The organism is Ferribacterium limneticum (assembly GCF_020510565.1).
Taxonomy (GTDB): domain Bacteria; phylum Pseudomonadota; class Gammaproteobacteria; order Burkholderiales; family Rhodocyclaceae; genus Azonexus; species Azonexus limneticus_B.
The window spans coordinates 1,592,503-1,615,079 of record NZ_CP075189.1 but is presented as its reverse complement, the minus strand read 5'-3'; the positions used below and the strand labels follow the sequence as shown (position 1 = coordinate 1,615,079).

The following is a 22,577-nucleotide window of genomic DNA, read 5'->3' as shown; positions in this document are numbered from 1 at the left end:
TTCATTGCTACGGTCAACCGGAAAAAAGGCCCGAAATTGAAATGTCAGCGCGTCTCGATGGCAGTCTGCATGATCCGCCGATAGAACTCGTGGAAGTGCTGCATGCCGTCTTCCATCGGGCTTTGATACGGCCCGACCTCATTGCGACCTTCCTTCATCAGCGCGTAGCGACCACGGTCCATGCGTTCGCCGATGTCGTCGTCCTCGATCGCCGTTTCCATGTAGGCGGCGCGTTCGGCTTCGATGAAATCGCGCTCGAAATCGACGACGTCCTCCGGGTAATAGAACTCGACGACATTGAGCGTCTTGTTCACACCCTGCGGAATCAGCGTCGACACGACCAGCACGTGCGGATACCACTCGACCATGATGTTCGGGAAGTAGGTCAGCCAGATGGCGCCATGCTCCGGCGTCTTGCCTTCCGTCCCGTAGATGTCGCGAACCGCCTTCTGCCAGCGCTCGTAAGCCTTGGAGCCGGATTTCTGCAACGAAGTAATGCCGACGCGCTGCACCGAATACCAGTCGCCGAACTGCCAGGTCAGGTCGTCGCAGGTGACGAAATTGCCGAGGCCCGGGTGGTAAGGCGCGACGTGGTAATCCTCGAGGTAGACCTCGATGAAAGTCTTCCAGTTGTAGTTGCACTCGTGCATCTCGACGTGGTCGAGCTTGTAGCCGGTGAAATCGAGTTCCGGCGCGACCTTCATGCCGGCCAGGTCAGCCGTGGCCGAGCGCGGCCCCTTGAAAAGCAGCCCATTCCAGTTTTCCAGCTTCGCCTTGTTCAGGTTCAGGCAGGGGTTCTGCGGAAAATGCGGGGCGCCGATCAGGTCACCGCCCTGGTCGTAGGTCCACCGATGAATCGGGCAGACGATCGGCCCGTTCAGCGTACCCGACCCCTGCAGCATGATCGCCTGACGATGACGGCAGACGTTCGACATCTGCCAGTTGCCGGCATTCGGCCCTTCATTGCCGCCGTTGAGCAGCATCTGGCCGTGGTCCTTCCACTCGAGCGAACGGTAATCCCCCGCGTTCGGCACCATCAGTTGGTGACCGACATAGCCCGGACCGGCATCGAAGATGAGCTTTTTCTCCAGCTCAAAAATCTTCTCGTCGAAATACCAGTCCACCGGCAGTTGGGAAACTGCGGGGGCCAACCGGGACAGAGTCGCCATGTCGGTCATGCCAAGCCTTCAGCGGGGGTTAAAAAGGGGTAGATATTTTACCCCGATATTTGACCGGGCGCCCCTTGATAGAGTATTTTCGCGTGTTTCCTTGATCGCCTCAAACATGGCCACAAAGCCCATCGCCGACATGAAATTCGAGACGGCACTCGCCGAGCTCGAAAACATCGTCTCCAGCATGGAAGGCGGCAAACTCGAGCTCGAAGCCTCCATCGCCGCCTACAAGCGCGGCATGGAACTCATGAAGCACTGCCAGGGCCAGCTCGCCAACGCCGAAGAACAGATCCGCATCCTCGAAAACGGCGAATTCAAGGACGTCGACCGCAAGACGCTGGAGGCGCAATGAGCGCCACCCCGTTTGCCGAATGGATGGCCGTCACGCAAGACCGCGCCGAATCCGCCCTCGCCCGCTTCCTGCCAGGCAGCGACTGCATCCCCGCCCGCCTGCACGACGCCATGCGCTACGCCACGCTCGGTGGTGGCAAGCGCGTTCGCCCGTTGCTCGCCCACGCCGCCGGCCAACTGACCGGCGCCACGCCGGAAACGCTCGACATCGTCGCCAGCGCCGTCGAAATGATCCACGCCTATTCGCTGGTGCACGACGACCTGCCGTGCATGGACGACGACGTGCTGCGTCGCGGCCGGCCGACCTGCCACGTCGAATTCGACGAGCCGACCGCCCTGCTCGTCGGCGACAGCCTGCAGACGCTGGCCTTCGAACTGCTCGCCAGCCAGCCCATCGGCGAACCGAAACAGCAACTCGAAATGATCGCCCTGCTCGCCCACGCCAGCGGTTCGCGCGGCATGGCCGGTGGTCAGGCCATCGACCTCGCCTCGGTTGGCAAGTCGCTCAACCAGCCTGAGCTGGAACTCATGCACGCCCTGAAGACCGGTGCCCTGATCCGCGCCGCTGTGCTCCTCGGCGCCCTGGCCGGCAAGCCGCTTTCAACCGAGGAACGCGCCAATCTCGACCGTTTCGCCAAGCGCGCCGGCCTGCTCTTCCAGGTCGTCGACGACATCCTCGACTGCACCGCCAGCACCGCCACCCTCGGCAAGACTGCCGGCAAGGACGAAGCGGCCGACAAGCCGACCTACGTCAGCCTGCTCGGCCTCGAAGCCGCCCGCGCCTACGCCGACGAACTGCGCGCTGACGCCCTAGACGCCCTCTCCATTTTCGGTGAACGGGCAGCCCGGCTGACCCAACTGGCCGACTTCATCTGCCATCGGCAATTCTAATGACCGCTTCCCGCCTGCTTGAAAGCATCAACAGCCCGGCCGACCTGCGCCGGCTGGACCGCAAGCAATTGCCGCAACTGGCGACCGAACTGCGCGCCTTCCTCATCGACTCCGTCTCGAAAACCGGCGGCCACCTGTCGTCCAACCTCGGCACGGTCGAACTGACCATCGCCCTGCACGCCGTCTTCAACACGCCTGAAGACCGCCTGGTCTGGGACGTCGGCCACCAGTGCTACGCCCACAAGATCCTGACCGGCCGCCGCGAAGGAATGAGCACGCTGCGCATGCACGGCGGCGTTTCCGGCTTCCCGAAACGCGCCGAGAGCCCGTACGACACCTTCGGCGTCGGCCATTCGTCGACCTCGATCTCCGCCGCCCTCGGCATGGCGCTGGCCGCCAAACACAAGGGCGAGGACCGCAAGGCCATCGCCATCATCGGCGACGGCGCGATGTCGGCCGGCATGGCCTTCGAAGCCATGAACAACGCCGGCGTCGCCGATGCCGACATGCTGGTCATCCTCAACGACAACGAGATGTCGATCTCGCCGCCGGTCGGTGCGCTCAACAACATCCTGACCCGCCTGACCTCGAGCAAGACCTACAACGTCGCCCGCGAGGCCGGTCGCCACATGCTCGGCTTCGCCCCGCCGCTGCTCGAACTGGCGCGCCGCGCCGAAGAACACGTCAAGGGCATGATTGCCCCCGGCACGCTGTTCGAGGAGTTCGGCTTCCATTACTACGGCCCGATCGACGGCCACGACCTCGACGCCCTGATCCCGACGCTGGAAAACCTCAAGAAACTCAAGGGTCCGAAGTTCCTGCACGTCATCACCAAGAAGGGCCAAGGCTACAAGCTGGCCGAGAACGACCCGATTCTTTACCACGGCGTCGGCAAGTTCACCGCCTGCGACGGCATCCAGTCTGCCAAGGGCCCCGCCAAGCTGACCTACACGCAGGTTTTCGGCGACTGGCTGTGCGACATGGCCAAGGCCGATTCGCGGCTCGTCGCCATCACCCCGGCCATGCGCGAAGGCTCGGGCATGGTGCGCTTCTCGGCCGAACATGCCGACCGCTATTTTGATGTCGGTATCGCCGAACAGCACGCCGTCACCTTCGCCGCCGGTCTGGCCTGCGAGGGATTGAAGCCGGTCGTCGCCATCTACTCGACCTTCCTGCAGCGCGGCTATGACCAGTTGGTGCATGACGTCGCCCTGCAGAATCTGCCCGTCGTTTTCGCGGTCGACCGCGGCGGTCTGGTTGGCGCCGATGGCCCGACGCACCACGGCACCTTCGACCTCTCCTTCGTCACCTGCATCCCGAACATGGTCGTCATGGCGCCAGCCGATGAAGCCGAATGCCGCCAGATGCTATCCACCGCTTATGGGCTGGATGGCCCGAGCATGGTCCGTTACCCGCGCGGTGGCGGTACCGGCAAGGTTCCGGCATGCAATCTCGACACGCTGCCCGTTGGCAAGGGCGAAATTCGCCGCCGCGGCAAGGACGTCGCCTTGCTCGCTTTCGGCAGTCTCGTCCCGGCCGCGCTAGCCGCTGGCGAGGAACTTGATGCCACGGTCGCCAACATGCGCTTCGTCAAACCGCTCGATGTCGATCTGATTGTCGAACTGGCCGGGAACCATTCGCTGCTTGTCAGCGTCGAAGAAAACGCTGTGATCGGCGGCGCCGGCTCGGAAATCGAGCGCGTGCTGGCGGAACGCGGACTGAACGTGCCGGTGCTTCGCCTCGGCCTGCCCGACCGCTTCATCGACCACGGCGAACAAGGACAATTGCTGGCCGAACTCGGCCTCGACAAGGACGGCATCGTACGTGCAGTACGGGCCAGGACCACCCCACAATAATTCATTGAAGAACAGCCCATGAACACCCCGAACGCCCCTATCGCTGACGTCCAGAACACCGTCGACACGCGCCACATCGCCATCAACAAGGTCGGCATCAAGTCCATCCGCCACCCGATCAAGGTCCAGGACAAATCGACTGGCGTCCAGCACACCATCGCCATGTTCAACATGTACGTTGGCCTGCCGCACAACTTCAAGGGCACGCACATGTCGCGCTTCGTGGAGATCCTGAACAGCCACGAACGCGAAATCTCGGTCGAAAACTTTCCGGTCATGCTGCGCGACATGGTCGCCAAGCTCGAAGCCGAAACCGGGCACATCGAGATGAACTTCCCGTATTTCATCAACAAGACGGCGCCCATTTCCGGTGTCCAGAGCCTGATGGACTACGATGTCACCTTCATCGGCGACATCTGCCACGGTGAAATCGCCACCTCGGTCAAGGTCGTCGTGCCGGTGACCAGCCTGTGCCCCTGCTCGAAGAAAATCTCCGAGTACGGTGCCCACAACCAGCGCTCGCACGTCACCGTCACGGCCCGCACCAACGACTTCGTCTGGATCGAGGAAATCGTCCAGCTCGTCGAGCAGGAAGCCTCCTGCGAACTATTCGGCCTGCTCAAGCGCCCGGACGAAAAGTACGTCACCGAACGCGCCTACGACAATCCCAAGTTCGTCGAAGACATGGTCCGCGACGTCGCCGCCCGTCTCAATGCCGAAGTGCGTGTCGATGCCTACGTCGTCGAATCCGAGAATTTCGAGTCGATCCACAATCACTCGGCCTACGCCCTGATCGAGAACGACAAGAAGAACCCCAGCGCACACTGCGCGAGCTGATTTGGGACGATGGAGGTCACAAACGTGACTTCCACGGTCAACCGGGCTTGCTACGGTCTACCGTAAAAATTGACCAAAATCGAAATCAATAAAAAAGGGCGCCGAGGCGCCCTTTTTCAATCCGGAACAATCGCTTAAGCAGCAGCGACCGGCTTTTCCTTGCGGACCAGCTTTTCCTTGATACGTGCCGACTTGCCAGAACGCTCGCGCAGGTAGTACAGCTTGGCGCGGCGGACATCACCACGGCGCTTCACTTCGACCGAAGCGACCAGCGGGGAATAGGTCTGGAAAGTACGCTCGACGCCTTCACCAGACGATATCTTGCGCACGGTGAAAGCAGAGTTCAGGCCGCGGTTACGCTTGGCGATAACGACGCCTTCGTAAGCCTGCAGACGCTCGCGGTTACCTTCCTTGACCTTCACTTGCACGACGATGGTGTCGCCCGGTGCGAAATCAGGAATGGTCTTGCCCAGACGAGCAATTTCTTCTTTTTCCAACTGTTCAATCAGGTTCATGTGAGATCCTTTAATTTATAAACACTTACTCACCGCATTGCTCCTCTCCGGAAATTTCCGTGAGTAGTTGCGTTTCTTCCGCGGTCAAACTGCGGTGCGCCAGTAAATCCGGCCGGCGCTGCCGGGTTCGGGCCAGCGACTGTTTAAGCCGCCAGCGTCGAATTTTTTTGTGGTCTCCTGAAAGCAAAACCGCCGGCACCGCCTCGCCCTCATAAACCTCTGGGCGGGTGTAGTGCGGACAATCCAGCAAACCACCGACAAACGAATCTTCCAATGCCGAAGCGGCATCTCCGAGCACTCCCGGCAACTGGCGGACAACGGCGTCTATCAAGGCCATCGCCGGCAACTCGCCACCGGAAAGCACAAAATCCCCGATCGAAATTTCTTCATCGACACAGCGCTCGATCAGCCGCTCGTCAATTCCTTCATAACGACCGCAAAGAAGGATCAGCCCTTCATCGCCCGTCGCCAACTGCATCACCCGTTCGTGGGTGAGCGGCGCGCCCTGCGGCGAGAGGTAGATGACCCGGCTCTTCGCCAGCCCCGCCTCACGCTGCTGCGTCTTGGCTGCAGCAATCGCCTTCTCCAGCGGCCCCGGCTGCATCAGCATGCCCGGCCCACCGCCGAAAGGACGATCATCGACCCGTCGCCAGGTGTTCTCGGCGAAATCGCGAGGATTCCAGCCTTGCCACTGCCAGCGCAGCTCTTCCAGCGCCCGACGGGTAATGCCACTTTCCGTTACCGCCACGAACATCTCCGGAAAGAGGGTAATGCAGTCAAACCGGATCACCAGTCGCTGCCCCACTCCACTCGAATCTGTCCGGCTTCCTTCTCGACAGTCAGCACCACAGCCGAAACAAACGGCAAAAGGCGCTCGACCTGGTCATCGCCCATGACGCGCAAAACGGCATTGGCCCCGGTTTCGATCAACCCGACTACCTTGCCGAGCCGCTCGTCAGCGGTATTGATGACATCCAGACCAATCAGATCAGTCCAGTAAAACTCATTCTTGTCAGTCGTTGGCAGCGCTTCGCGCGGCGCCCCGACCAGAATACCCTTCATCGATTCAGCGGCAGAACGATCAGCAACGCCATCCAACAGCACCACTACACCGTTACCGTGAGCTTTCAGGCTTTTCAGCCTGCATTCGCGCCACGGCTCACCTTCTCGCGCAATCCACCAGACGGGCATCTCTGCCCAGGCCAGCGGATCATCCCCGAAGGGGTACAACCAAAGCCAGCCCTGAATCCCGTAGGGGTCGGCCAGCCGACCCAGTACGACGATATCGTTGCCGGTCAAAACAAAACTTAGGCGGCTTGCTGAGCAGCGTGCTGCTTGACCAGACGGGCAACAGTCGGGGACAGCTGGGCGCCATTGCTCTGCCAGTAGGCCAGACGATCGACGGAAATACGCAGCGACTCTGCATTGCCGGAAGCAACCGGGTTGTAGAAGCCGACACGCTCAACGAAACGACCGTCACGACGATTGCGGGAATCGGTAACAACCATGTTGTAGAACGGGCGCTTCTTGGCGCCACCACGGGCAAGACGGATAACAACCATGGGAATACTTTCGTTAGCTGGAAAAAAGACCCGGAATTATAGCGCTTTACCAAGGAAAAACAAGCCACTTAGGAATTGGAAAATACTGCCGGATAGCAGATCACTGTTCGTAAACGGAGGCACGCCAATGGCGAAAACGTAAATTTTTGTTATTCTGCGCAAGCCATGATCACTTCACCGGACACCCTTTCACCAGCCGCCCCCGACGCCAACATCAAGAGCATTCTTGAATGGCTGGCTCTGGCACATGGAAGAACCGGCTCTGACGACGCTGATCAACTCTATCGCCAGCTTCTGCTGCTGCGTGAGGCACCCGTTCCCAACTCCCAGCGCCTGAAATTGCTCGACCTGCTCTTTGGCCAGGCCGAACGCGTCGCCAACGGCGAATTGCCGCGCCTGAATGAGGTATCCCTGCCCATTTCCCGCAAGCAGCGTCAGCGTGTCCGCATTCTGCTCGATGTGCTCGAAACCCTGACGCAGGATTATTTCAACACCCTGGCCGAGCTGTTCGACCCAGAAGGACCGAGCTCGTCACGCGTACCCCATACATCCCTGCGGCGGGCAATGCACACGATAGGCTGGCAGGTCCGGATCACCCATTTGATTGCCGCCCCGCCGTCACCCGGCCTCTGGCAAGTGTTGCATTCGGCATTTTTCACGGCACGGCGCCTTGGCCTTGAAGACTTTCCCGGGCCACAAGGCACGCCGAGCATTCGCCAGATTTATACCGGCATTCTGCTGGCCGCAGCGGCGCAGCCAGCTTCATTCTCACCGCCAGAACTCGAATTCATCAACAAGTTCATCAGCGACTGCATCCCACCCATTGATCTTCTCGAAAGCCCGCCGCTCGACAGCGGTGGCATTTTCTGGGTCGATCTCGACAAGGACTTTCCGGCCCATGCACTGATCCGGCGGATCCCGACGCCGGATGCCAGGGTGCTCTATTTTTCCTGCGACGCCATTGCCGAAATTGCCCTGAAACAACGCACCGCACTCCTCCAGGGAATTCCCGCCGAGACACTGGGCCTGCCGCCATTCGCCGATACCAGCGTCGGTCCGAGTACGCTGTTGCGCCTGAACCGGCTCTGGGGACACCCCAGCAAGCGACGCTTCTCGCGTCGGCGCCAGTCCTATCGCGCCAACCTTTGTTCCGGCCTCGGCAATCTCTGGCACCTGATGAAGTCCCGGCAAACGCCAACGGAGCTGAGCGAATGGATGATCACCAACGAAAGCCCTGATGGCTTCTCGTTGATGCACATGTCGGGGCAAACCCAGTACCTGCGTGTTGGCGACATTGTTGCCCTGCAGGCCCTGGGTGACCACTCCGAGGTGACGCCGACGTGGCACGTCTGCATTATCCGCTGGGCCGTATCGGAGAACCCCGAACACATTGAACTGGGTTTGCAGATACTGGCCCCCCGGGCTACCGCCGTGGAAATCACCCATACCTACGCCCTGGAGTCGAGCAATATTGCCGCGCTCATCCTCCCTGCCACGCCACCATTGCGGCCGACGCAGTCACTGGTGGTCCCGGCTGGCCTGTTAAGAGAAAATACCCGGCGAATCATCGTCTTGATCGAGGCCGACAATCTGGAAGTTCGCGAAGTTCAGGCTACCAGTCTCGATGAGCAGACCAGCGCCATCGAAATTTTCAGCGTCTTGCCGGACGATTGAGGCTGGCGGCGACCAGGCCGCCAAAGAGGACCACCGCCCACGACAGGTGGAGCCAGACAAGGAATACCGGAAAGACGGCAAACGCGCCGTAGATGCTTTTGAGCATGGCCGAGCTGACCAGAAAGACTTCAAACACTTTTTGCATGACCGAGAAGGCCAGCGTGGCAAAAATACCGCCGGTCAACGCAGCGCGCCGCGTAACCTGGGCATTCGGAACTGCGTAATAAAGAAACGAGAAAAACAGGCCAAGCAGCACCACTGCGACAGCTTTCAGGGCAAAGCGCCGGAACCAGACCGGCTCGTCGAACCAGCCCAGCGATGTCGTCACGGCAAACGACATCGCACCGGCCACCGCCCCCAAAACGAAAGGCCAGACGGCCATCACGAAAGCGTACAAGCGCAAGCGAGCCAGCAAGGGCCGCGGCTGGACTTGCCAGAGGTGATTGAACGCCCGCTCGATGGTGTTCATGAGCAGGAATGCAGTGACGCTCAGCACCGCAATGCCGGCCAGCGTCAAGCGCTGCGCCTTGTGCGAAAACTTGCCAATGTTGCCGGCAATGGCCCCCGCTGCACCGGGTGGCAGCAAGGCCTCACGAATCAAAAGATCGAGCCGCGCCACCAGTGAATCAAGGAAAGGAATGGCCCCGGCCACCGAGAGCACGACTGCCACCAAGGGGACCAATGCCATCAGGGTCGTGAAGGCCAGAGCCGAGCTGGTCTGCATCATGTTCTCGCTATGAAAGCGTCGAAAAATGCCCACGCTCTTTGCCTGCTTCAGGCCGCCGCGACGAGATCGGGAGTGGTTTTGCATGGGGCCGTATAATAGCCGACCATGCAAGACATCCTCGTCCTCTATTACAGCCACCGTGGTTCGGTCCGCGCGTTAGCCGAACGTATCGCCTGCGGCATCGAATCCGTTCCTGGCATGCAGGCCCGCCTGCGTACCGTGCCCCGCGTTTCAACCACTTGTGAAGCGACCGAACCGGGCGTTCCGGACTCCGGCGCACCTTACGTCGAACTGTCTGACCTCGACGAGTGCATTGGTCTGGCGCTGGGTAGCCCGGTCCGCTTCGGCAACATGGCAGCCCCGATGAAGTATTTCTGGGACGGCACCATCGCCAGCTGGCTAAACGGCACACTGGCCGGCAAGCCGGCCTGCGTCTTCACCTCCAGCGGCAGCCAGCACGGCGGTAACGAAAGCACCCTGCTGTCGATGATGCTGCCCCTGCTCCATCACGGCATGCTGATCATGGGCCTGCCTTTCACCGAGCCCGAACTTTCTTCGACCAGCACCGGCGGCACGCCCTATGGCCCCAGCCATGTTGCCGGCGCCACTGGTAGCCCCATGTTGAGCGAAGCCGAAAGCCGGCTGGCCTTCGTCCAGGGGCAACGCATTTCAAATTTAGCCAAAAAATTGAGTTGACCGTGAGAATCGCCACCCGCTACCAGATTGCCGCCAGCGCCTGCCTCATCGCGCTGATTTTCCTCTGCCTGGCCTGGGAAGGCTGGCTGGCGCCGCTCAAGCCGGGCGGCTCATGGATGGTGCTCAAAGGTGCTTTCCTGCTCATTCCGCTGTTCGGCATCCTGCGCGGCAAACGCTACACCTACAAATGGCTGTCGCTGTTCATCCAGTTTTACCTCATGGAAGGACTGCTGCGCGCCACCAGCGACCACGGGTTGATCCAGCAGCTGGCCATCGCCGAAACAACGCTGGCTGCCGCTCTATTCGTCTTGACCATCCTCTTCGTCCGCGCCACCCGCGGCCCCAAAGAAGAAAAAGCCGCCCAGCAGAGCTGAAGCGGCTTTTGATTGGGTGCGGCGCTGGCGATCAGACGTCGCCTTGGGCCTTAACCTTATCGAGCGAAGAGTGTAGTTTGTTCAGGGCATTCAGATAGGAACGCGCTGAGGCGATGACGATATCGGTATCGGCGCCGTTGCCGTTAACCACGCGGTCAGCCTTGGTCAGACGCGTCGTCACTTCACCCTGGGCATCAGTACCGGTAGTGATCGCGTTGACCGAGTAAAGCATCAACTGCGCACCGCTATTGACGATGCTCTCGATTGCCTTGAAGGTCGCATCGACCGGACCACCACCCTCGGCTTCACCCTTCTGCTCGACCCCGCCAACGCTGAGGATCACCTTGGCATGGGGCATCTCGCCTGTTTCAGAACAGACATGCGAATAGAGCAGCTTGTAATGCTCTTGGTCAGGCGTCACCACCTCATCGGAAACCAGCGCGTGCAGGTCTTCATCGAAGATTTCGTGCTTACGGTCAGCCAATTCCTTGAAGCGGGCGAAGGCGGCGTTGACGGCTTCATCGCTCTCCAGCTCGATGCCCAGTTCCTGCAGGCGACTCTTGAAAGCATTGCGCCCGGAGTGCTTGCCAAGAACCAGTTTGTTCTGCGACCAGCCCACATCCTGGGCGCGCATGATTTCGTAGGTTTCGCGATGCTTGAGCACGCCATCCTGATGAATACCCGACTCGTGCGCAAAGGCATTGGCCCCCACAACAGCCTTGTTCGGCTGCACCGGGTAGCCGGTGATCTGCGAGATCAGCTTGGAAGCCGGGACGATCTGCGTTGTATCGATGCGCGTTTCGAGCTCGAAAATATCCGGACGGGTACGCACCGCCATGACAATTTCTTCAAGTGCCGCATTGCCGGCGCGCTCACCCAGACCATTGATCGTACATTCGACCTGACGCGCCCCGGCCAGCACGGCAGCCAGCGAATTGGAAACCGCCAACCCGAGGTCGTTGTGGCAGTGCACCGACCACACCACCTTGTCCGCATTCGGCACGCGCTCAATCAACTGGCGCATGGTTTCGGCGTACTGGAACGGAATGGCGTAACCAACCGTATCCGGCACGTTGATAGTCTTCGCCCCCGCCTTGATGACCGCTTCGAAAATGCGGCACAGGAAGTCGATTTCCGAACGCCCGGCATCCTCGGCCGAGAACTCGATGTCGTCGGTATATTGCCGCGCCCAGCCGATCGACTTGACCGCCTGCTCGACGACCTGATCCGGGGACATGCGCAGCTTCTTCTCCATATGGATAGGGGAGGTTGCAATGAAGGTGTGAATGCGGCCTGACTTCGCCTGCTTGATCGCCTCGCCAGCCCGGCTTATGTCGTTTTCGTTGGCGCGCGCCAGCGAACAAATCGTCGAATCCTTGATAGCGTGCGCGATGGCCTGGATGGATTCAAAATCCCCCGGCGAAGCGGCGGCAAAACCGGCCTCAATGACATCGACCCGCATCTTTTCGAGTTGGCGGGCAACACGGATCTTCTCTTCCCGCGTCATCGATGCGCCCGGACTCTGCTCGCCGTCACGCAGGGTCGTATCAAAAATAACCAGATGCTGTTTCATAAGTACTCCGAACTACGGGGCTTTCCGTTTGAGCAGGCCGATCGCAGCCTGAACATAGCCCGACAAACCATAAATGACGAAGAAGCCGAACAGGGCAATTTCGGGGCTATAGGCGACCAGAGCAAACCCCAAGGCAATCGCCGCAATCACGAAAAAAGGCACGCTTTTCTTGAGATTGATGTCCTTGAAGCTGTAAAAGCGAATATTGGAGACCATGGTCACGCCGGCAAACACCGTCAGCACACAGGCCAGCCAGCGTACATCGCTGCCGGCCACGCCGGTTTCAATGCATACCCATACCAGGCCAGCCACCAGCGCCGCCGCAGCCGGCGAGGGCAAACCCTGGAAATAACGCTTATCCATGACCTCCAGCGTGGTATTGAACCGCGCCAGGCGCAAGGCAGCCCCTGCGCAGTAAATAAACGCAGCAATCCAGCCCAGACGCCCCATATCGCGTAACGCCCATTCGTACATAACCAGCGCCGGTGCTGCGCCAAAGCTGACCATGTCGGACAACGAATCATATTCGGCACCAAAAGCCGACTGCGTATTGGTCAGGCGCGCCACTCGGCCATCCAGCCCGTCGAGGACCATGGCGATGAAGATCGCCATCGCCGCCCGCTCAAAGTCGCCCTGCATTGCCTGCACGATGGCAAAAAAGCCGGCAAACAAGGCCGCCGTAGTGAACAGGTTTGGCAACAGATAAATACCGCGCCGTTTCACTTCAGGATTGAACAGCGATTTACGGGGTTTGAGTTCGGTCATTGGCAAAAAGAATTATCCAGAATGGTGCAAGGATACACCTATCCCCCAAACAACTTGGGCGGTGAGGTTTCCCACACCGCCCAAAGCGAAGGTAGCGCTAGGCGCGCACGCCCAGACAGTACGTTAGTACGGCAAGCGTAAGCAACAACGCGCTACCGAGCCCGCGACTGGCCAATTAGTTCTTGGACTGATCGACCAGCTTATTCTTCTTGATCCACGGCATCATGTCGCGCAGCGTGGAACCAACCGTCTCGATCGGATGTTCAGCATTCAAACGACGGCGGGCCGTCATGGCCGGGTAATTGGTACGGCCTTCGAGAATGAACATCTTGGCATAGTCACCGTTCTGGATACGCTTCAGCGCATTGCGCATGGCGGCACGGGATTGCTCGTTGATAACTTCGCTACCGGTCACGTACTCACCGAACTCGGCGTTGTTGGAGATCGAGTAGTTCATGTTGGCGATGCCGCCTTCGTACATCAGGTCGACGATCAGCTTGAGTTCGTGCAGGCACTCGAAGTAGGCCATTTCCGGGGCGTAGCCGGCTTCGGTCAGGGTTTCGAAGCCCATTTTGACCAGCTCGACAGCGCCGCCGCAGAGAACAGCCTGCTCGCCGAACAGGTCGGTTTCGGTTTCTTCGCGGAAGTTGGTTTCAATGACGCCACCCTTGGTGCCGCCGTTGGCAGCAGCATACGACAAGGCAATATCCTTGGCCTTCTTGGTGACGTCCTGGTACACAGCGATCAGGGACGGCACGCCGCCACCCTTGAGGTACTCGGAACGCACGGTATGGCCGGGGCCCTTCGGGGCGACCATGATGACGTCCACGTCGGCGCGCGGCACGACCTGGTTGTAATGCACGTTGAAGCCGTGGGCGAAGGCCAGGGCAGCGCCCTTCTTCATGTTCGGGGCAACTTCTTCGTTATATACCTGCGGAATGTTCTCATCTGGCAACAGGATCATGACCACATCGGCGCCCTTGACGGCCTTGGCAATTTCTTCGACCTTCAGGCCGGCCGCTTCGGCCTTCTTCCAGGAAGCGCCTTCCTTGCGCAGGCCAACGGTGACCTTGACGCCGGAATCCCTGAGGTTCTGGGCGTGGGCATGGCCCTGCGAGCCGTAACCAACGATGGTGACCTTCTTGCCCTTGATGAGGGAGAGATCGGCGTCCTTGTCGTAATAAACTTTCATGAAATCCTCTTTATAGACAGATAGTTAAACTTTGAGAATACGATCACCGCGACCGATGCCACAGACGCCGGTACGGACGGTTTCGAGAATCAGGCCGGCATCAAGCGCGGCGATGAATGAGTCAAGCTTGGAACTGGCGCCAGTCAACTCGATGACATAGGTCGATTCCGTAACGTCGATGATGCGACCACGGAAAATATCGGCCATGCGCTTCATCTCTTCGCGGTCCTTGCCGGTGGCGCGAACCTTGATCAGCATCAGTTCGCGCTCGACATGAGCAGCTTCGGAGAGATCGACCACCTTGACCACGTCGATCAGCTTGTTGAGCTGTTTCGTGATCTGTTCAAGCACCTCGTCGGAGCCGGAAGTCAGGATGGTCATCCGGGACAGCGAGGGATCTTCCGTCGGTGCCACGGTCAGCGATTCAATGTTGTAGCCACGTGCTGAGAACAGCCCGGCCACGCGGGAAAGTGCACCCGCTTCGTTTTCAATCAGGATGGAAATGATGTGTCGCATTTTTCTTTTCCTCCCCCGCTCAGATATCTTCAGCGAGGATCATTTCAGTCAACCCCTTGCCGGCCGCAACCATCGGGAAGACGTTGGCACCCGGATCGATGATGAAGTCCATGAAGACCAGATCATTCTTGTGCTCGGTAAAGGCCTTGCGCAAGGCTGGCTCGACGTCTTCCGGCTTTTCGATCTTCATGCCGACGTGACCATATGCCTCGGCGAGTTTGACGAAATCCGGTAGCGAAGTGACATAGGACTGCGAGTAGCGCTTGGAATAGAACATTTCCTGCCACTGACGGACCATGCCCAGCATGCCGTTGTTCAGGTTGATGATCTTGATCGGGAAGCCGTACTGCTTGCAGGTCGACAGTTCCTGGATACACATCTGGATCGAGCCTTCGCCCGTAACGCAGGCGACCTGCGCATCCGGATTGGCCATCAGCACACCCATGCCATAGGGCAGGCCGACCCCCATGGTGCCCAGACCGCCGGAATTGATCCAGCGCCGCGGCCTGTCGAACTTGTAGTACTGGGCAGCAAACATCTGATGCTGGCCGACGTCAGAAGTCACGAAGGCATTGCCGCCCGTGACTTCGTACAGTTTTTCCATGACGAACTGCGGCATGATGTGCTCCGACTGCTTGTAACGCAGGGAATCACGGCCACGCCATTCGTCGATCTGTTTCCACCAGTTGGCAACTTCAGGATCGGTCTTGAAACCGTCATCCATCAACTTGACGATTTCGTCCAGAACATCCGGCACGTTGCCGACGATGGGCACATCGACCTTGACGCGCTTGGAAATCGACGACGGATCGATGTCGATATGGATGACACGGCGCTTCTCTTCACCGAAGTGTTCCGGGTTACCGATCACGCGATCGTCGAAACGGGCGCCGATGGCCAGAATCACGTCGGCGTAGTGCATCGCGTTATTGGCTTCGAAGGTGCCATGCATGCCTAGCATGCCGATGAATTGCTTGTCCGTCGCCGGATAACCGCCCAAACCCATCAGTGTATTGGTCACCGGGAAGTTCAGCTTACGAGCCAGCTTGGTCAACTGTTCGGCCGCATCGGAGAGAATCACCCCGCCGCCCGCATAGATGACCGGGCGTTTTGCTTCCTGAAGAATCTGCACAGCCTTCTTGATCTGCCCCAGATGCCCTTTGACCACAGGGTTGTAGGAACGCATCTGGATAGTCTTCGGGTAATCGAACTCGCACATCTGGGCGGTAATATCCTTGGGGATATCAACAACCACCGGACCAGGGCGACCGGTCGAGGCAATGTGGAATGCCTTCTTGATGGTTACTGCCAGATCCTTGACATCCTTGACCAGGAAATTGTGCTTGACGCAAGGGCGGGTAATACCGACCGTGTCGCACTCTTGGAAAGCATCCTGGCCGATGTAGAACGAAGGCACTTGCCCGGTCAACACCACCATCGGAATGGAATCCATGTAAGCCGTAGCGATACCGGTCACGGTATTCGTCACACCAGGCCCGGACGTCACGAGAGCGACGCCGACCCGCTGCGAGGAGCGTGAATAAGCATCCGCTGCGTGAACAGCTGCCTGTTCATGGCGAACAAGAATGTGTTTAACCTGATCCTGCTTGAAAAGGGCGTCGTAAATGTGCAGTACGGACCCACCGGGGTAACCGAAAACACAATCGACCTTTTCTTCTTGCAGGCACCTGATTACAATTTCTGCACCGCTGATCATCATTCTTGAGCCCAAAAAAGCTATCGCGTAAAAGGGCGTAACCTTAATCGACCGACCATTTTCGGTCAAGGTTTCCCGGCATTTCCCTATAATGCTCAAGAACTTTCGGAAGAGACGACCCTGTCATCCCCCCAACAACTTTCCAGCTTTCTTGAATCCATCGAGCGCCGCGCCTTCAAGCAGGCGATGTTCGCCGTTCACGATGAAGATGCTGCTCTGGACATCGTCCAAGACTCCATGCTCAAGCTGGCGGAAAAGTACGGCGACCGACCTGACGAAGAGTATCCGATGCTCTTCCAGCGAATTCTGCAGAACACCATTCGCGATTTTTACCGGCGGAGCAAGGTTCGCTCGATGTGGACAACGCTGCTCTCAGCCTTTTCCCCGGACGACGACGAGGACTACGACCCACTCGAAACACTGGCCGCCGATGAAGACGATGCCGGCCCGAGAACACCGGAAAGCAAGCTGCAACAGGCCCAGACGCTCAACCTGATTGATGACGAAATAAAAAAATTACCTGCCCGTCAACGCGAAGCCTTCCTCATGCGTTATTGGGAAGACATGGACGTCGCTGAGACCGCAGCGGCGATGGGCTGCTCAGAAGGCAGCGTCAAAACCCATTGCTCGCGCGCTACACACGCGTTGGCAGCCGCCCTGTCGGCAAGAGGTATAAAACTATGAACGAAGACCGTTACGCATATCGAGTTCGGCAAGCGCTTAACCTTGGCTTGAGCAATATTCCACCGGCAGCATCGCGGAGGCTGGAAGCCGCTCGCCATCAAGCTTTGGCACGACAGAAGCAGGCTGAGCCACAAATGGTGATGGCCAGCGCAGGCACTTCGTCATTCCGGACGGGCGCCTACATCCCGTATCTCAAACAGATTCTCGCTGTGCTAGCCTTGCTGCTCGGCATGTGGATGTCTTTTTATTGGCATAGCATTCAGTACATCGCTGAACAAGAAGATGTAGATAGCGCCTTGCTCACCGACGACCTTCCCCCCGATGCTTTTCTGGATAACGACTTCTTCGAATGGTTAAAAGACGACTCTTCGGAGGAATAATCTTCTGTTTGTGCCTGACTACCGTCGTTGCCGTCGAACCACCAACATCGGCGATCATAGGCACGCCGCCTCAACCCGAATGGATTCAGTTAAGTCCCCAGCAACGAGACATCCTCGCTCCGCTCGCCAGGGACTGGGACAGCATGGAGAACATCCGCAAGAAGAAATGGCTAGGTATCGCTGATCGCTATCCGAATATGAAGCAGGATGAGCAACAACGCATGCAATATCGAATGCGTGAATGGGCCAATCTAACGCCAGATCAACGAACCAAGGTTAGAAGTTCGTACAAGGACTTCAATCAATTACCGCCGGAACAAAAACAATTGGTCAAGCAAAAGTGGAATGCTTATACGAATTTGCCGCCTGAAGAGCAGCAGCGGCTCCGCGAAAAAAGCAAGTCATCCAAGTTGCTGGCACCGCCAACTGACCCAAGCAGCGCAGGGACAAACAGCACGGCCACCCCGTCCACAACGGGAGTCAGTACATCAAACAAGCCACCAGCCGTAGAAACAACAAAACATTGATGCCAACCCCAATCCCCGGCATCAGGCGCCGTCTAGTCTGCATGCTGTATGAAAGCCTTGTCGTTTTTTCAATCCTGCTGATTGGCTTTCTGCTACCGCAAATTGTCCTTTCGGGGTTCCATTTCGAGCTATCTCCCCGGATGCTCTGGCTCCACGTTTTGCTGTTGCTACTGATCTATTTTGCCTGGTGCTGGCTCAATGGCGGGCAAACCCTGCCGATGAAGACTTGGAAACTACGCATCGTCTCGGCAGAAGGAGCGACACTGCGGCCCTTGCAGGCAGTTCTTCGCTACCTGGCCGCGTGGCCGAGCATTCTGTTGTTCGGTATCGGAATCTTCTGGGCGCTATTCGATAAGGATAAGCAGTTCCTGCATGACAGAATTGCCGGAACCCGAATCGTCAGCACGAACTGATTAGCGACGCTCAACCCACCACAGCATACCCATCGCGGTCACCAGGAATAGGGCGGCAGGCGCCGTTGCACTGGCGACTGGCGGCCAGGAATTGATCACCCCGAGATTCGAAAAAAGGCCATTCAGGGCATAAAAGAGGATGCCCAGCATAACCCCGGCAAAAATCTTCAGGCTGACGCCACCGACCCGGTCATGTGAATAACCAAAGGGAAGTGCCAGGGCGACCATGACCAGCGCGGTCAAGGGATAGACAAGCTTTTTCCAAAGAGCAATCTGGTAGCGCTCGGCCTTCTGCTTGTTTTCCACCAAATGCCGGGTGTAGTTGTACAGGCCATAAAGTGACATCCGCTCAGGCGCGACGGTCAAAATTGCCAATAAATCCGGGTTGACCGCAGAATGCCAATCCGTCGAGTCGATGGATTCGACACGAGAGGTGTCCGCATCGAGAACCGTTCTGACCACCCCTTTCAAAAGCCATCGGTCAGGCAACTGGAAAGTCGCCTCACGGGCATCGGTCACGGATTCGAGCGTATTGTCTGCAGTAAATCGATATATCCGCACACCTTCCAAGGTGGCATCCGAATTGGCCTTGCGAATATTGATAAAGCTGCGTCCGTCCTTGATCCACAAGCCGCTTTCCAGACCACTGCGGGCGATGACCTTGCTGAGCGCCTTGGCCTTGATTTCCTGAGCCAGTCGTTCGCTAAAAGGCACCAGCACCTCGCCAAAAACAAAGGTCAACAAGGCCAGCAGGGCTGCTGCGCGAAACAAGGTCATCAGCAAATCGGATGTCGCCAAGCCGGAAGCCCGCAGGACCGTCAGTTCGGAATGCCTGGCCAGTGTAGACAAGGCGTACAAAGTGCCGATCAGGGCGGCAATCGGAATCAGCTCATAGACGAGCCCGGGCAGGCCGAGTGCCACAAACAACGCGGCACGCCCTGCTGTGTAGTCAGCCCGCCCAACGTTTCGCAGTTCATCAACGAAATTGAAAAAACTGAACAGGGCCAAAAAAGCAAGCAAGACGAGCAAGACTGCGGCGAGAACTTCCCGCATCAGGTAGCGTTGGTACGTATTTACCTTAAACACCGGATCTCCCCTGCCATGGCAGGCGCACAGCGATGCGCCGGTAAAACAGCAGCACCAGCGGCACCAGCATAATGGCGTGGATAACCCAAACGCCGATCCAGAACGACAGCTTGCCTTGAGCAACCCATGCCTGGGCAACCCATAACAGATTGCTGTAGATGGCATAGATGAGCACAGCAATCAACATATTGGCCGAGCGACCGGCACGCGGATTTACGTAGGAAAGAGGAATGGCAAGCAGCGCCAGAATGAGGGCCGAGACGGGAAGTCCGATACGCCACAAAAGTTCGCCGCGCGCCTTGTTACTGTCATCCTTGAGCAGTTCCGGCATCGACAGTCGATTGGGCAAGCGCTCCGTGGGCTTGGCTTCGGCGTCTTCAGTACGCACTCGATAGCGCTCGAATTCCATTACCCGAAACTCCGGCGACCCCGGCTCGACTTCGTATCGGCGCCCTTTTTCCAGAACGACAAAGCGGTCGCCGTTTTCCGCAAACTCCTGGTAACCCTGATCCGACACCACCACGCCCAGCTTGCCATCCTGAAAGCTTGCGACAAAGATATTTCCGAGCAGCGCCTCCCCTTCATCGAGTGCTTCGACAAAGAAAACACGCTTTCCGGCTCTGGACTCCTGAAAAACTCCAGGAGAGACCTGCGAAACATCGCTGCGTGCCGACAAAACCTGTCGATATTGCGCAGTGTTCAAATTGGCCCACGGGGAGAGAAAGCCGGCCAGCGCCGCAATGACCAGCACAAAAGGCAAGGCAAATTTGAGTACCGGCCGTAGCCAGGCCGTAAGCGGCAAGCCACAGGTACTCCAGACAACCATTTCGGAATCCCGGTAAGCGCGCGTCAGACTAAGCAGAATCGATACAAAAAGCATCAGACTTAGCACGAGCGGCATGAAATTCAACAAGGCGAAACCGAGCAACGAGGCTACCGCCTCGGGCACAATGCGCCCACCGACGGCCTCTTTGAGGAGGCGGATCAACAGTATGGAAGCCAGGATAGCCAGCAGGGCAACACTAATGCCAGCAGCAGCCTGAGCAAATTCGCGCCGGGCGGCACGTTCGAATATCATGCTTTGACGAAACCGAAAAAATACGAGGATAATCCCTCGAAAACTGATATTTCCCTGATCAGGAGCAGCTTGTGGAATTTAGCATAAAAAGTGGCAGCCCGGAGAAACAGCGCAGCGCCTGCGTCGTTGTCGGCGTGTATGAATCGAGGAAATTGACCCTTCCAGCCGAGCTGCTCGACAAGGCATCCGGAGGCCACATTGCCGACATCGTCCGGCGTGGCGACATGGAAGGCAAGTCTGGCAGCACCCTGTTGCTGCACAACGTGCCGGGGACGTTATGTGACCGCATCCTGCTCGTCGGCCTGGGCAAGGAAAAGGACTTTCGTGAAAAGGAATTTGGCAGCGCCATCAGCGCAACAGTCAAAGTGCTCAACGAAACAGGTGCTTTCGATGCTTCCATCTTCCTGACCGAACTCACCGTCAAAAAACGCAGCATTGGCTGGCGGATTCGCCAGGCAACGCTGGCCGCACTTGATGCAACCTATAAATTTGAGCAATTCAAGAGCAAGAAGGAAGATGTTCGGCGCCCATTACGCAAGCTGACGTTCAGCGTTGAAAGACGCAATGAACTCACACCAGCCGAGGAGGCACTGAACCAGGGACTCGCCATTGCCGAAGGCGTGGCGATGGCCAAGGATCTGGGCAACCTGCCCCCCAATATCTGCCATCCGACTTATCTGGCCGAACAGGCGCAGGCCATGGCCAAGGAGTTCAAGCTCGGCTGCGAAGTTCTGGATCGCGCCGACATGGAAAAACTCGGCATGCATTCCCTGCTCGCCGTTGCCCATGGTTCACACCAGCCGCCCAAGCTGATCGTTCTCAGCTACAAGGGCGGCAAAGCTGCTGAAAAACCGGTCGTGCTGGTGGGCAAGGGCGTCACTTTCGACACCGGCGGCATTTCGCTGAAGCCCGGCGCCGAAATGGACGAAATGAAATACGACATGTGTGGCGCCGCCAGTGTGCTCGGCACCATGCACGCCGTTGCCAAGATGGCTTTGCCGATCAATCTGACGGTTATCGTCCCGGCCACCGAAAACATGCCCGACGGCAAGGCGACACGCCCCGGCGACATCGTCACATCGATGTCCGGGCAGACCATCGAAATCCTCAACACCGATGCCGAGGGCCGCCTGATCCTGTGCGATGCGCTGACTTATGCCGAGCGTTTCGAACCGGACACGGTGATCGATGTCGCCACGCTGACCGGCGCCTGCGTCGTCGCCTTGGGTAGCATCGCCACTGGCCTGTTCGCCAACAAGGATGGCCTCGCCCGCGAACTGCTCGATGCCGGCGACGAGGCCTACGATCGTGCCTGGCACATGCCGCTGTGGGATGACTATCAGGAACTGTTGAAAAGTCCGTTTGCCGACATGGCTAACATCGGCGGTCGCTGGGGTGGCGCTATTTCGGCCGCCTGCTTCCTGTCGCGTTTCACCAAGAAATTTGACTGGGCGCACCTCGACATCGCTGGCACCGCCTGGAAATCCGGCGCGAACAAAGGTGCCACCGGCCGGCCCGTACCCTTATTGACGCATTACCTGCTACAACGCGCAGGCAAGCTCAATTGACGCAGGTTTTTTTCTATCACGGCGCGGCGGACAAGATCGCCGCGGCCTGCGCCTTGCTGAGCGGGGCCTATGCCAAGAAAAAGCCGATGCTGGTTTACGCCGTCGACAACTCGGTCGCCAGCGGCGTCGACCGCATGCTGTGGACGCATTCCGCGCTCAGCTTCGTACCGCATTGCCGAGCCGATTCGCCGCTGGCGGCCGAAACGCCAATCCTGATAACGGACAAGCTGGAAACTATCGCGCAGGACGAACGCCTGATGAACCTGAGCCAGGAAATCCCGCCCGGCTTTTCCCGCTTCGAGAGCCTGATCGAAGTCGTTGGTCAGGAAGAGAACGACCGCACCGCCGCCAGAGAGCGCGTCAAGTTCTACAAGGATCGCGGCTACGAAGTCCGCTACTTCGATCTCAGCGACCGCTAAGGAA

26 protein-coding genes are annotated in these 22,577 nt (G+C 58.5%); 13 read left to right on the top strand and 13 right to left on the bottom strand.

Annotated features, from left to right (window positions below; all coding sequences use genetic code 11):
- Positions 1 to 44 precede the first annotated feature (44 nt).
- On the bottom strand, positions 45 to 1,178 hold the full coding sequence (locus KI610_RS07785; RefSeq protein ID WP_226498083.1) for an aromatic ring-hydroxylating oxygenase subunit alpha: 1,134 nt from the start codon (positions 1,176 to 1,178) through the stop codon (positions 45 to 47).
- A 106-nt stretch (positions 1,179 to 1,284) separates the two neighbouring features.
- On the opposite strand from KI610_RS07785, the gene xseB reads away from it, so the two are divergent.
- From xseB to folE2, 4 genes are read left to right on the top strand one after another with little or no spacing between them, the layout of a single operon-like run.
- Positions 1,285 to 1,524, top strand: a complete 240-nt coding sequence (xseB, locus tag KI610_RS07780) for an exodeoxyribonuclease VII small subunit (RefSeq protein WP_226498082.1) — start codon at positions 1,285 to 1,287, stop codon at positions 1,522 to 1,524.
- On the top strand, positions 1,521 to 2,414 hold the full coding sequence (locus KI610_RS07775) for a polyprenyl synthetase family protein (RefSeq protein WP_226498081.1): 894 nt from the start codon (positions 1,521 to 1,523) through the stop codon (positions 2,412 to 2,414). Before xseB ends, KI610_RS07775 begins: the two co-directional genes overlap by 4 nt.
- Positions 2,414 to 4,270 carry a 1-deoxy-D-xylulose-5-phosphate synthase gene (gene dxs / locus KI610_RS07770; protein WP_226498080.1) on the top strand — a complete coding sequence of 619 codons (1,857 nt, stop codon included), beginning with the start codon at positions 2,414 to 2,416 and terminating at the stop codon, positions 4,268 to 4,270. The genes KI610_RS07775 and dxs overlap by 1 nt, the downstream gene beginning before the upstream one ends.
- Before the next feature lie 18 nt (positions 4,271 to 4,288).
- Positions 4,289 to 5,107, top strand: coding sequence for a GTP cyclohydrolase FolE2 (folE2, locus tag KI610_RS07765; RefSeq protein WP_226498079.1), 819 nt, complete (start codon positions 4,289 to 4,291; stop codon positions 5,105 to 5,107).
- A gap of 134 nt (positions 5,108 to 5,241) precedes the next feature.
- Here folE2 and rplS read toward each other — a convergent pair whose 3' ends face one another.
- The 4 genes from rplS to rpsP are packed head-to-tail and all read right to left on the bottom strand — an operon-like array spanning position 5,242 to position 7,184.
- The gene (gene rplS, locus KI610_RS07760) at positions 5,242 to 5,622 is read right to left on the bottom strand and encodes a 50S ribosomal protein L19 (RefSeq protein WP_226498078.1); all 381 of its coding nucleotides are present in this window, start codon (positions 5,620 to 5,622) and stop codon (positions 5,242 to 5,244) included.
- Positions 5,623 to 5,647: 25 nt separating this feature from the next.
- On the bottom strand, positions 5,648 to 6,412 hold the full coding sequence (gene trmD, locus KI610_RS07755) for a tRNA (guanosine(37)-N1)-methyltransferase TrmD (RefSeq protein ID WP_226498077.1): 765 nt from the start codon (positions 6,410 to 6,412) through the stop codon (positions 5,648 to 5,650).
- Positions 6,409 to 6,921: a ribosome maturation factor RimM gene (rimM, locus tag KI610_RS07750; protein WP_226498076.1), complete on the bottom strand. Its 513-nt coding sequence runs from the start codon at positions 6,919 to 6,921 to the stop codon at positions 6,409 to 6,411. Before rimM ends, trmD begins: the two co-directional genes overlap by 4 nt.
- A gap of 8 nt (positions 6,922 to 6,929) precedes the next feature.
- Positions 6,930 to 7,184: a 30S ribosomal protein S16 gene (gene rpsP, locus KI610_RS07745; RefSeq protein WP_226400845.1), complete on the bottom strand. Its 255-nt coding sequence runs from the start codon at positions 7,182 to 7,184 to the stop codon at positions 6,930 to 6,932.
- 165 nt (positions 7,185 to 7,349) lie between these two features.
- Between rpsP and KI610_RS07740 the strand changes: the two genes are divergently transcribed.
- Positions 7,350 to 8,858 carry a hypothetical protein gene (locus KI610_RS07740; protein ID WP_226498075.1) on the top strand — a complete coding sequence of 503 codons (1,509 nt, stop codon included), beginning with the start codon at positions 7,350 to 7,352 and terminating at the stop codon, positions 8,856 to 8,858.
- On the opposite strand, the gene KI610_RS07735 is transcribed toward KI610_RS07740, so the two are convergent.
- Positions 8,836 to 9,585 carry a YhjD/YihY/BrkB family envelope integrity protein gene (locus tag KI610_RS07735; RefSeq protein ID WP_264179206.1) on the bottom strand — a complete coding sequence of 250 codons (750 nt, stop codon included), beginning with the start codon at positions 9,583 to 9,585 and terminating at the stop codon, positions 8,836 to 8,838. The genes KI610_RS07740 and KI610_RS07735 overlap by 23 nt on opposite strands.
- A gap of 105 nt (positions 9,586 to 9,690) precedes the next feature.
- On the opposite strand from KI610_RS07735, the gene wrbA reads away from it, so the two are divergent.
- Complete coding sequence (wrbA, locus tag KI610_RS07730) at positions 9,691 to 10,281, top strand: NAD(P)H:quinone oxidoreductase (protein WP_226498073.1); 591 nt, start codon at positions 9,691 to 9,693, stop codon at positions 10,279 to 10,281.
- Between the two features lie 2 nt (positions 10,282 to 10,283).
- Positions 10,284 to 10,655 (top strand): DUF2069 domain-containing protein, encoded by a 372-nt coding sequence (locus KI610_RS07725; protein ID WP_404827484.1) that lies wholly within the window; start codon positions 10,284 to 10,286, stop codon positions 10,653 to 10,655.
- A gap of 31 nt (positions 10,656 to 10,686) precedes the next feature.
- Here KI610_RS07725 and KI610_RS07720 read toward each other — a convergent pair whose 3' ends face one another.
- The 5 genes from KI610_RS07720 to ilvB form a co-directional block, all read right to left on the bottom strand.
- Positions 10,687 to 12,228, bottom strand: coding sequence for a 2-isopropylmalate synthase (locus tag KI610_RS07720; RefSeq protein WP_226498072.1), 1,542 nt, complete (start codon positions 12,226 to 12,228; stop codon positions 10,687 to 10,689).
- Positions 12,229 to 12,240: 12 nt separating this feature from the next.
- The gene (gene pssA / locus KI610_RS07715; protein ID WP_226498071.1) at positions 12,241 to 12,993 is read right to left on the bottom strand and encodes a CDP-diacylglycerol--serine O-phosphatidyltransferase; all 753 of its coding nucleotides are present in this window, start codon (positions 12,991 to 12,993) and stop codon (positions 12,241 to 12,243) included.
- A gap of 175 nt (positions 12,994 to 13,168) precedes the next feature.
- The gene (ilvC, locus tag KI610_RS07710) at positions 13,169 to 14,185 is read right to left on the bottom strand and encodes a ketol-acid reductoisomerase (RefSeq protein ID WP_226498070.1); all 1,017 of its coding nucleotides are present in this window, start codon (positions 14,183 to 14,185) and stop codon (positions 13,169 to 13,171) included.
- A 24-nt stretch (positions 14,186 to 14,209) separates the two neighbouring features.
- Complete coding sequence (gene ilvN, locus KI610_RS07705; protein WP_226498069.1) at positions 14,210 to 14,701, bottom strand: acetolactate synthase small subunit; 492 nt, start codon at positions 14,699 to 14,701, stop codon at positions 14,210 to 14,212.
- 19 nt (positions 14,702 to 14,720) lie between these two features.
- Positions 14,721 to 16,421 carry a biosynthetic-type acetolactate synthase large subunit gene (gene ilvB, locus KI610_RS07700; protein ID WP_226498068.1) on the bottom strand — a complete coding sequence of 567 codons (1,701 nt, stop codon included), beginning with the start codon at positions 16,419 to 16,421 and terminating at the stop codon, positions 14,721 to 14,723.
- 54 nt (positions 16,422 to 16,475) lie between these two features.
- Here ilvB and KI610_RS07695 point away from each other — a divergent pair, with 54 nt between their 5' ends.
- Genes KI610_RS07695 through KI610_RS07680 form a run of 4 tightly spaced genes read left to right on the top strand, consistent with a single transcriptional unit; the run spans position 16,476 to position 18,422 of the window.
- On the top strand, positions 16,476 to 17,102 hold the full coding sequence (locus tag KI610_RS07695) for an RNA polymerase sigma factor (protein WP_226498524.1): 627 nt from the start codon (positions 16,476 to 16,478) through the stop codon (positions 17,100 to 17,102).
- Positions 17,099 to 17,482, top strand: coding sequence for a DUF3619 family protein (locus tag KI610_RS07690; protein WP_226498067.1), 384 nt, complete (start codon positions 17,099 to 17,101; stop codon positions 17,480 to 17,482). Before KI610_RS07695 ends, KI610_RS07690 begins: the two co-directional genes overlap by 4 nt.
- A gap of 8 nt (positions 17,483 to 17,490) precedes the next feature.
- Complete coding sequence (locus KI610_RS07685; RefSeq protein WP_226498066.1) at positions 17,491 to 18,009, top strand: DUF3106 domain-containing protein; 519 nt, start codon at positions 17,491 to 17,493, stop codon at positions 18,007 to 18,009.
- A complete protein-coding gene (locus KI610_RS07680) occupies positions 18,009 to 18,422 on the top strand; it encodes an RDD family protein (protein WP_226498065.1) in 414 nt (137 codons plus the stop codon). The genes KI610_RS07685 and KI610_RS07680 overlap by 1 nt, the downstream gene beginning before the upstream one ends.
- Here the strand turns inward: KI610_RS07680 and lptG are convergent, their stop codons facing one another.
- Both lptG and lptF read right to left on the bottom strand, forming a co-directional pair.
- Positions 18,423 to 19,508 (bottom strand): LPS export ABC transporter permease LptG, encoded by a 1,086-nt coding sequence (gene lptG, locus KI610_RS07675; RefSeq protein WP_226498064.1) that lies wholly within the window; start codon positions 19,506 to 19,508, stop codon positions 18,423 to 18,425.
- Complete coding sequence (gene lptF, locus KI610_RS07670; protein WP_226498063.1) at positions 19,501 to 20,586, bottom strand: LPS export ABC transporter permease LptF; 1,086 nt, start codon at positions 20,584 to 20,586, stop codon at positions 19,501 to 19,503. The genes lptG and lptF overlap by 8 nt, the downstream gene beginning before the upstream one ends.
- Before the next feature lie 71 nt (positions 20,587 to 20,657).
- Between lptF and KI610_RS07665 the strand changes: the two genes are divergently transcribed.
- A complete protein-coding gene (locus KI610_RS07665) occupies positions 20,658 to 22,154 on the top strand; it encodes a leucyl aminopeptidase (protein ID WP_226498062.1) in 1,497 nt (498 codons plus the stop codon).
- On the top strand, positions 22,151 to 22,573 hold the full coding sequence (locus KI610_RS07660; protein ID WP_226498061.1) for a DNA polymerase III subunit chi: 423 nt from the start codon (positions 22,151 to 22,153) through the stop codon (positions 22,571 to 22,573). Before KI610_RS07665 ends, KI610_RS07660 begins: the two co-directional genes overlap by 4 nt.
- Positions 22,574 to 22,577: the final 4 nt, after the last annotated feature.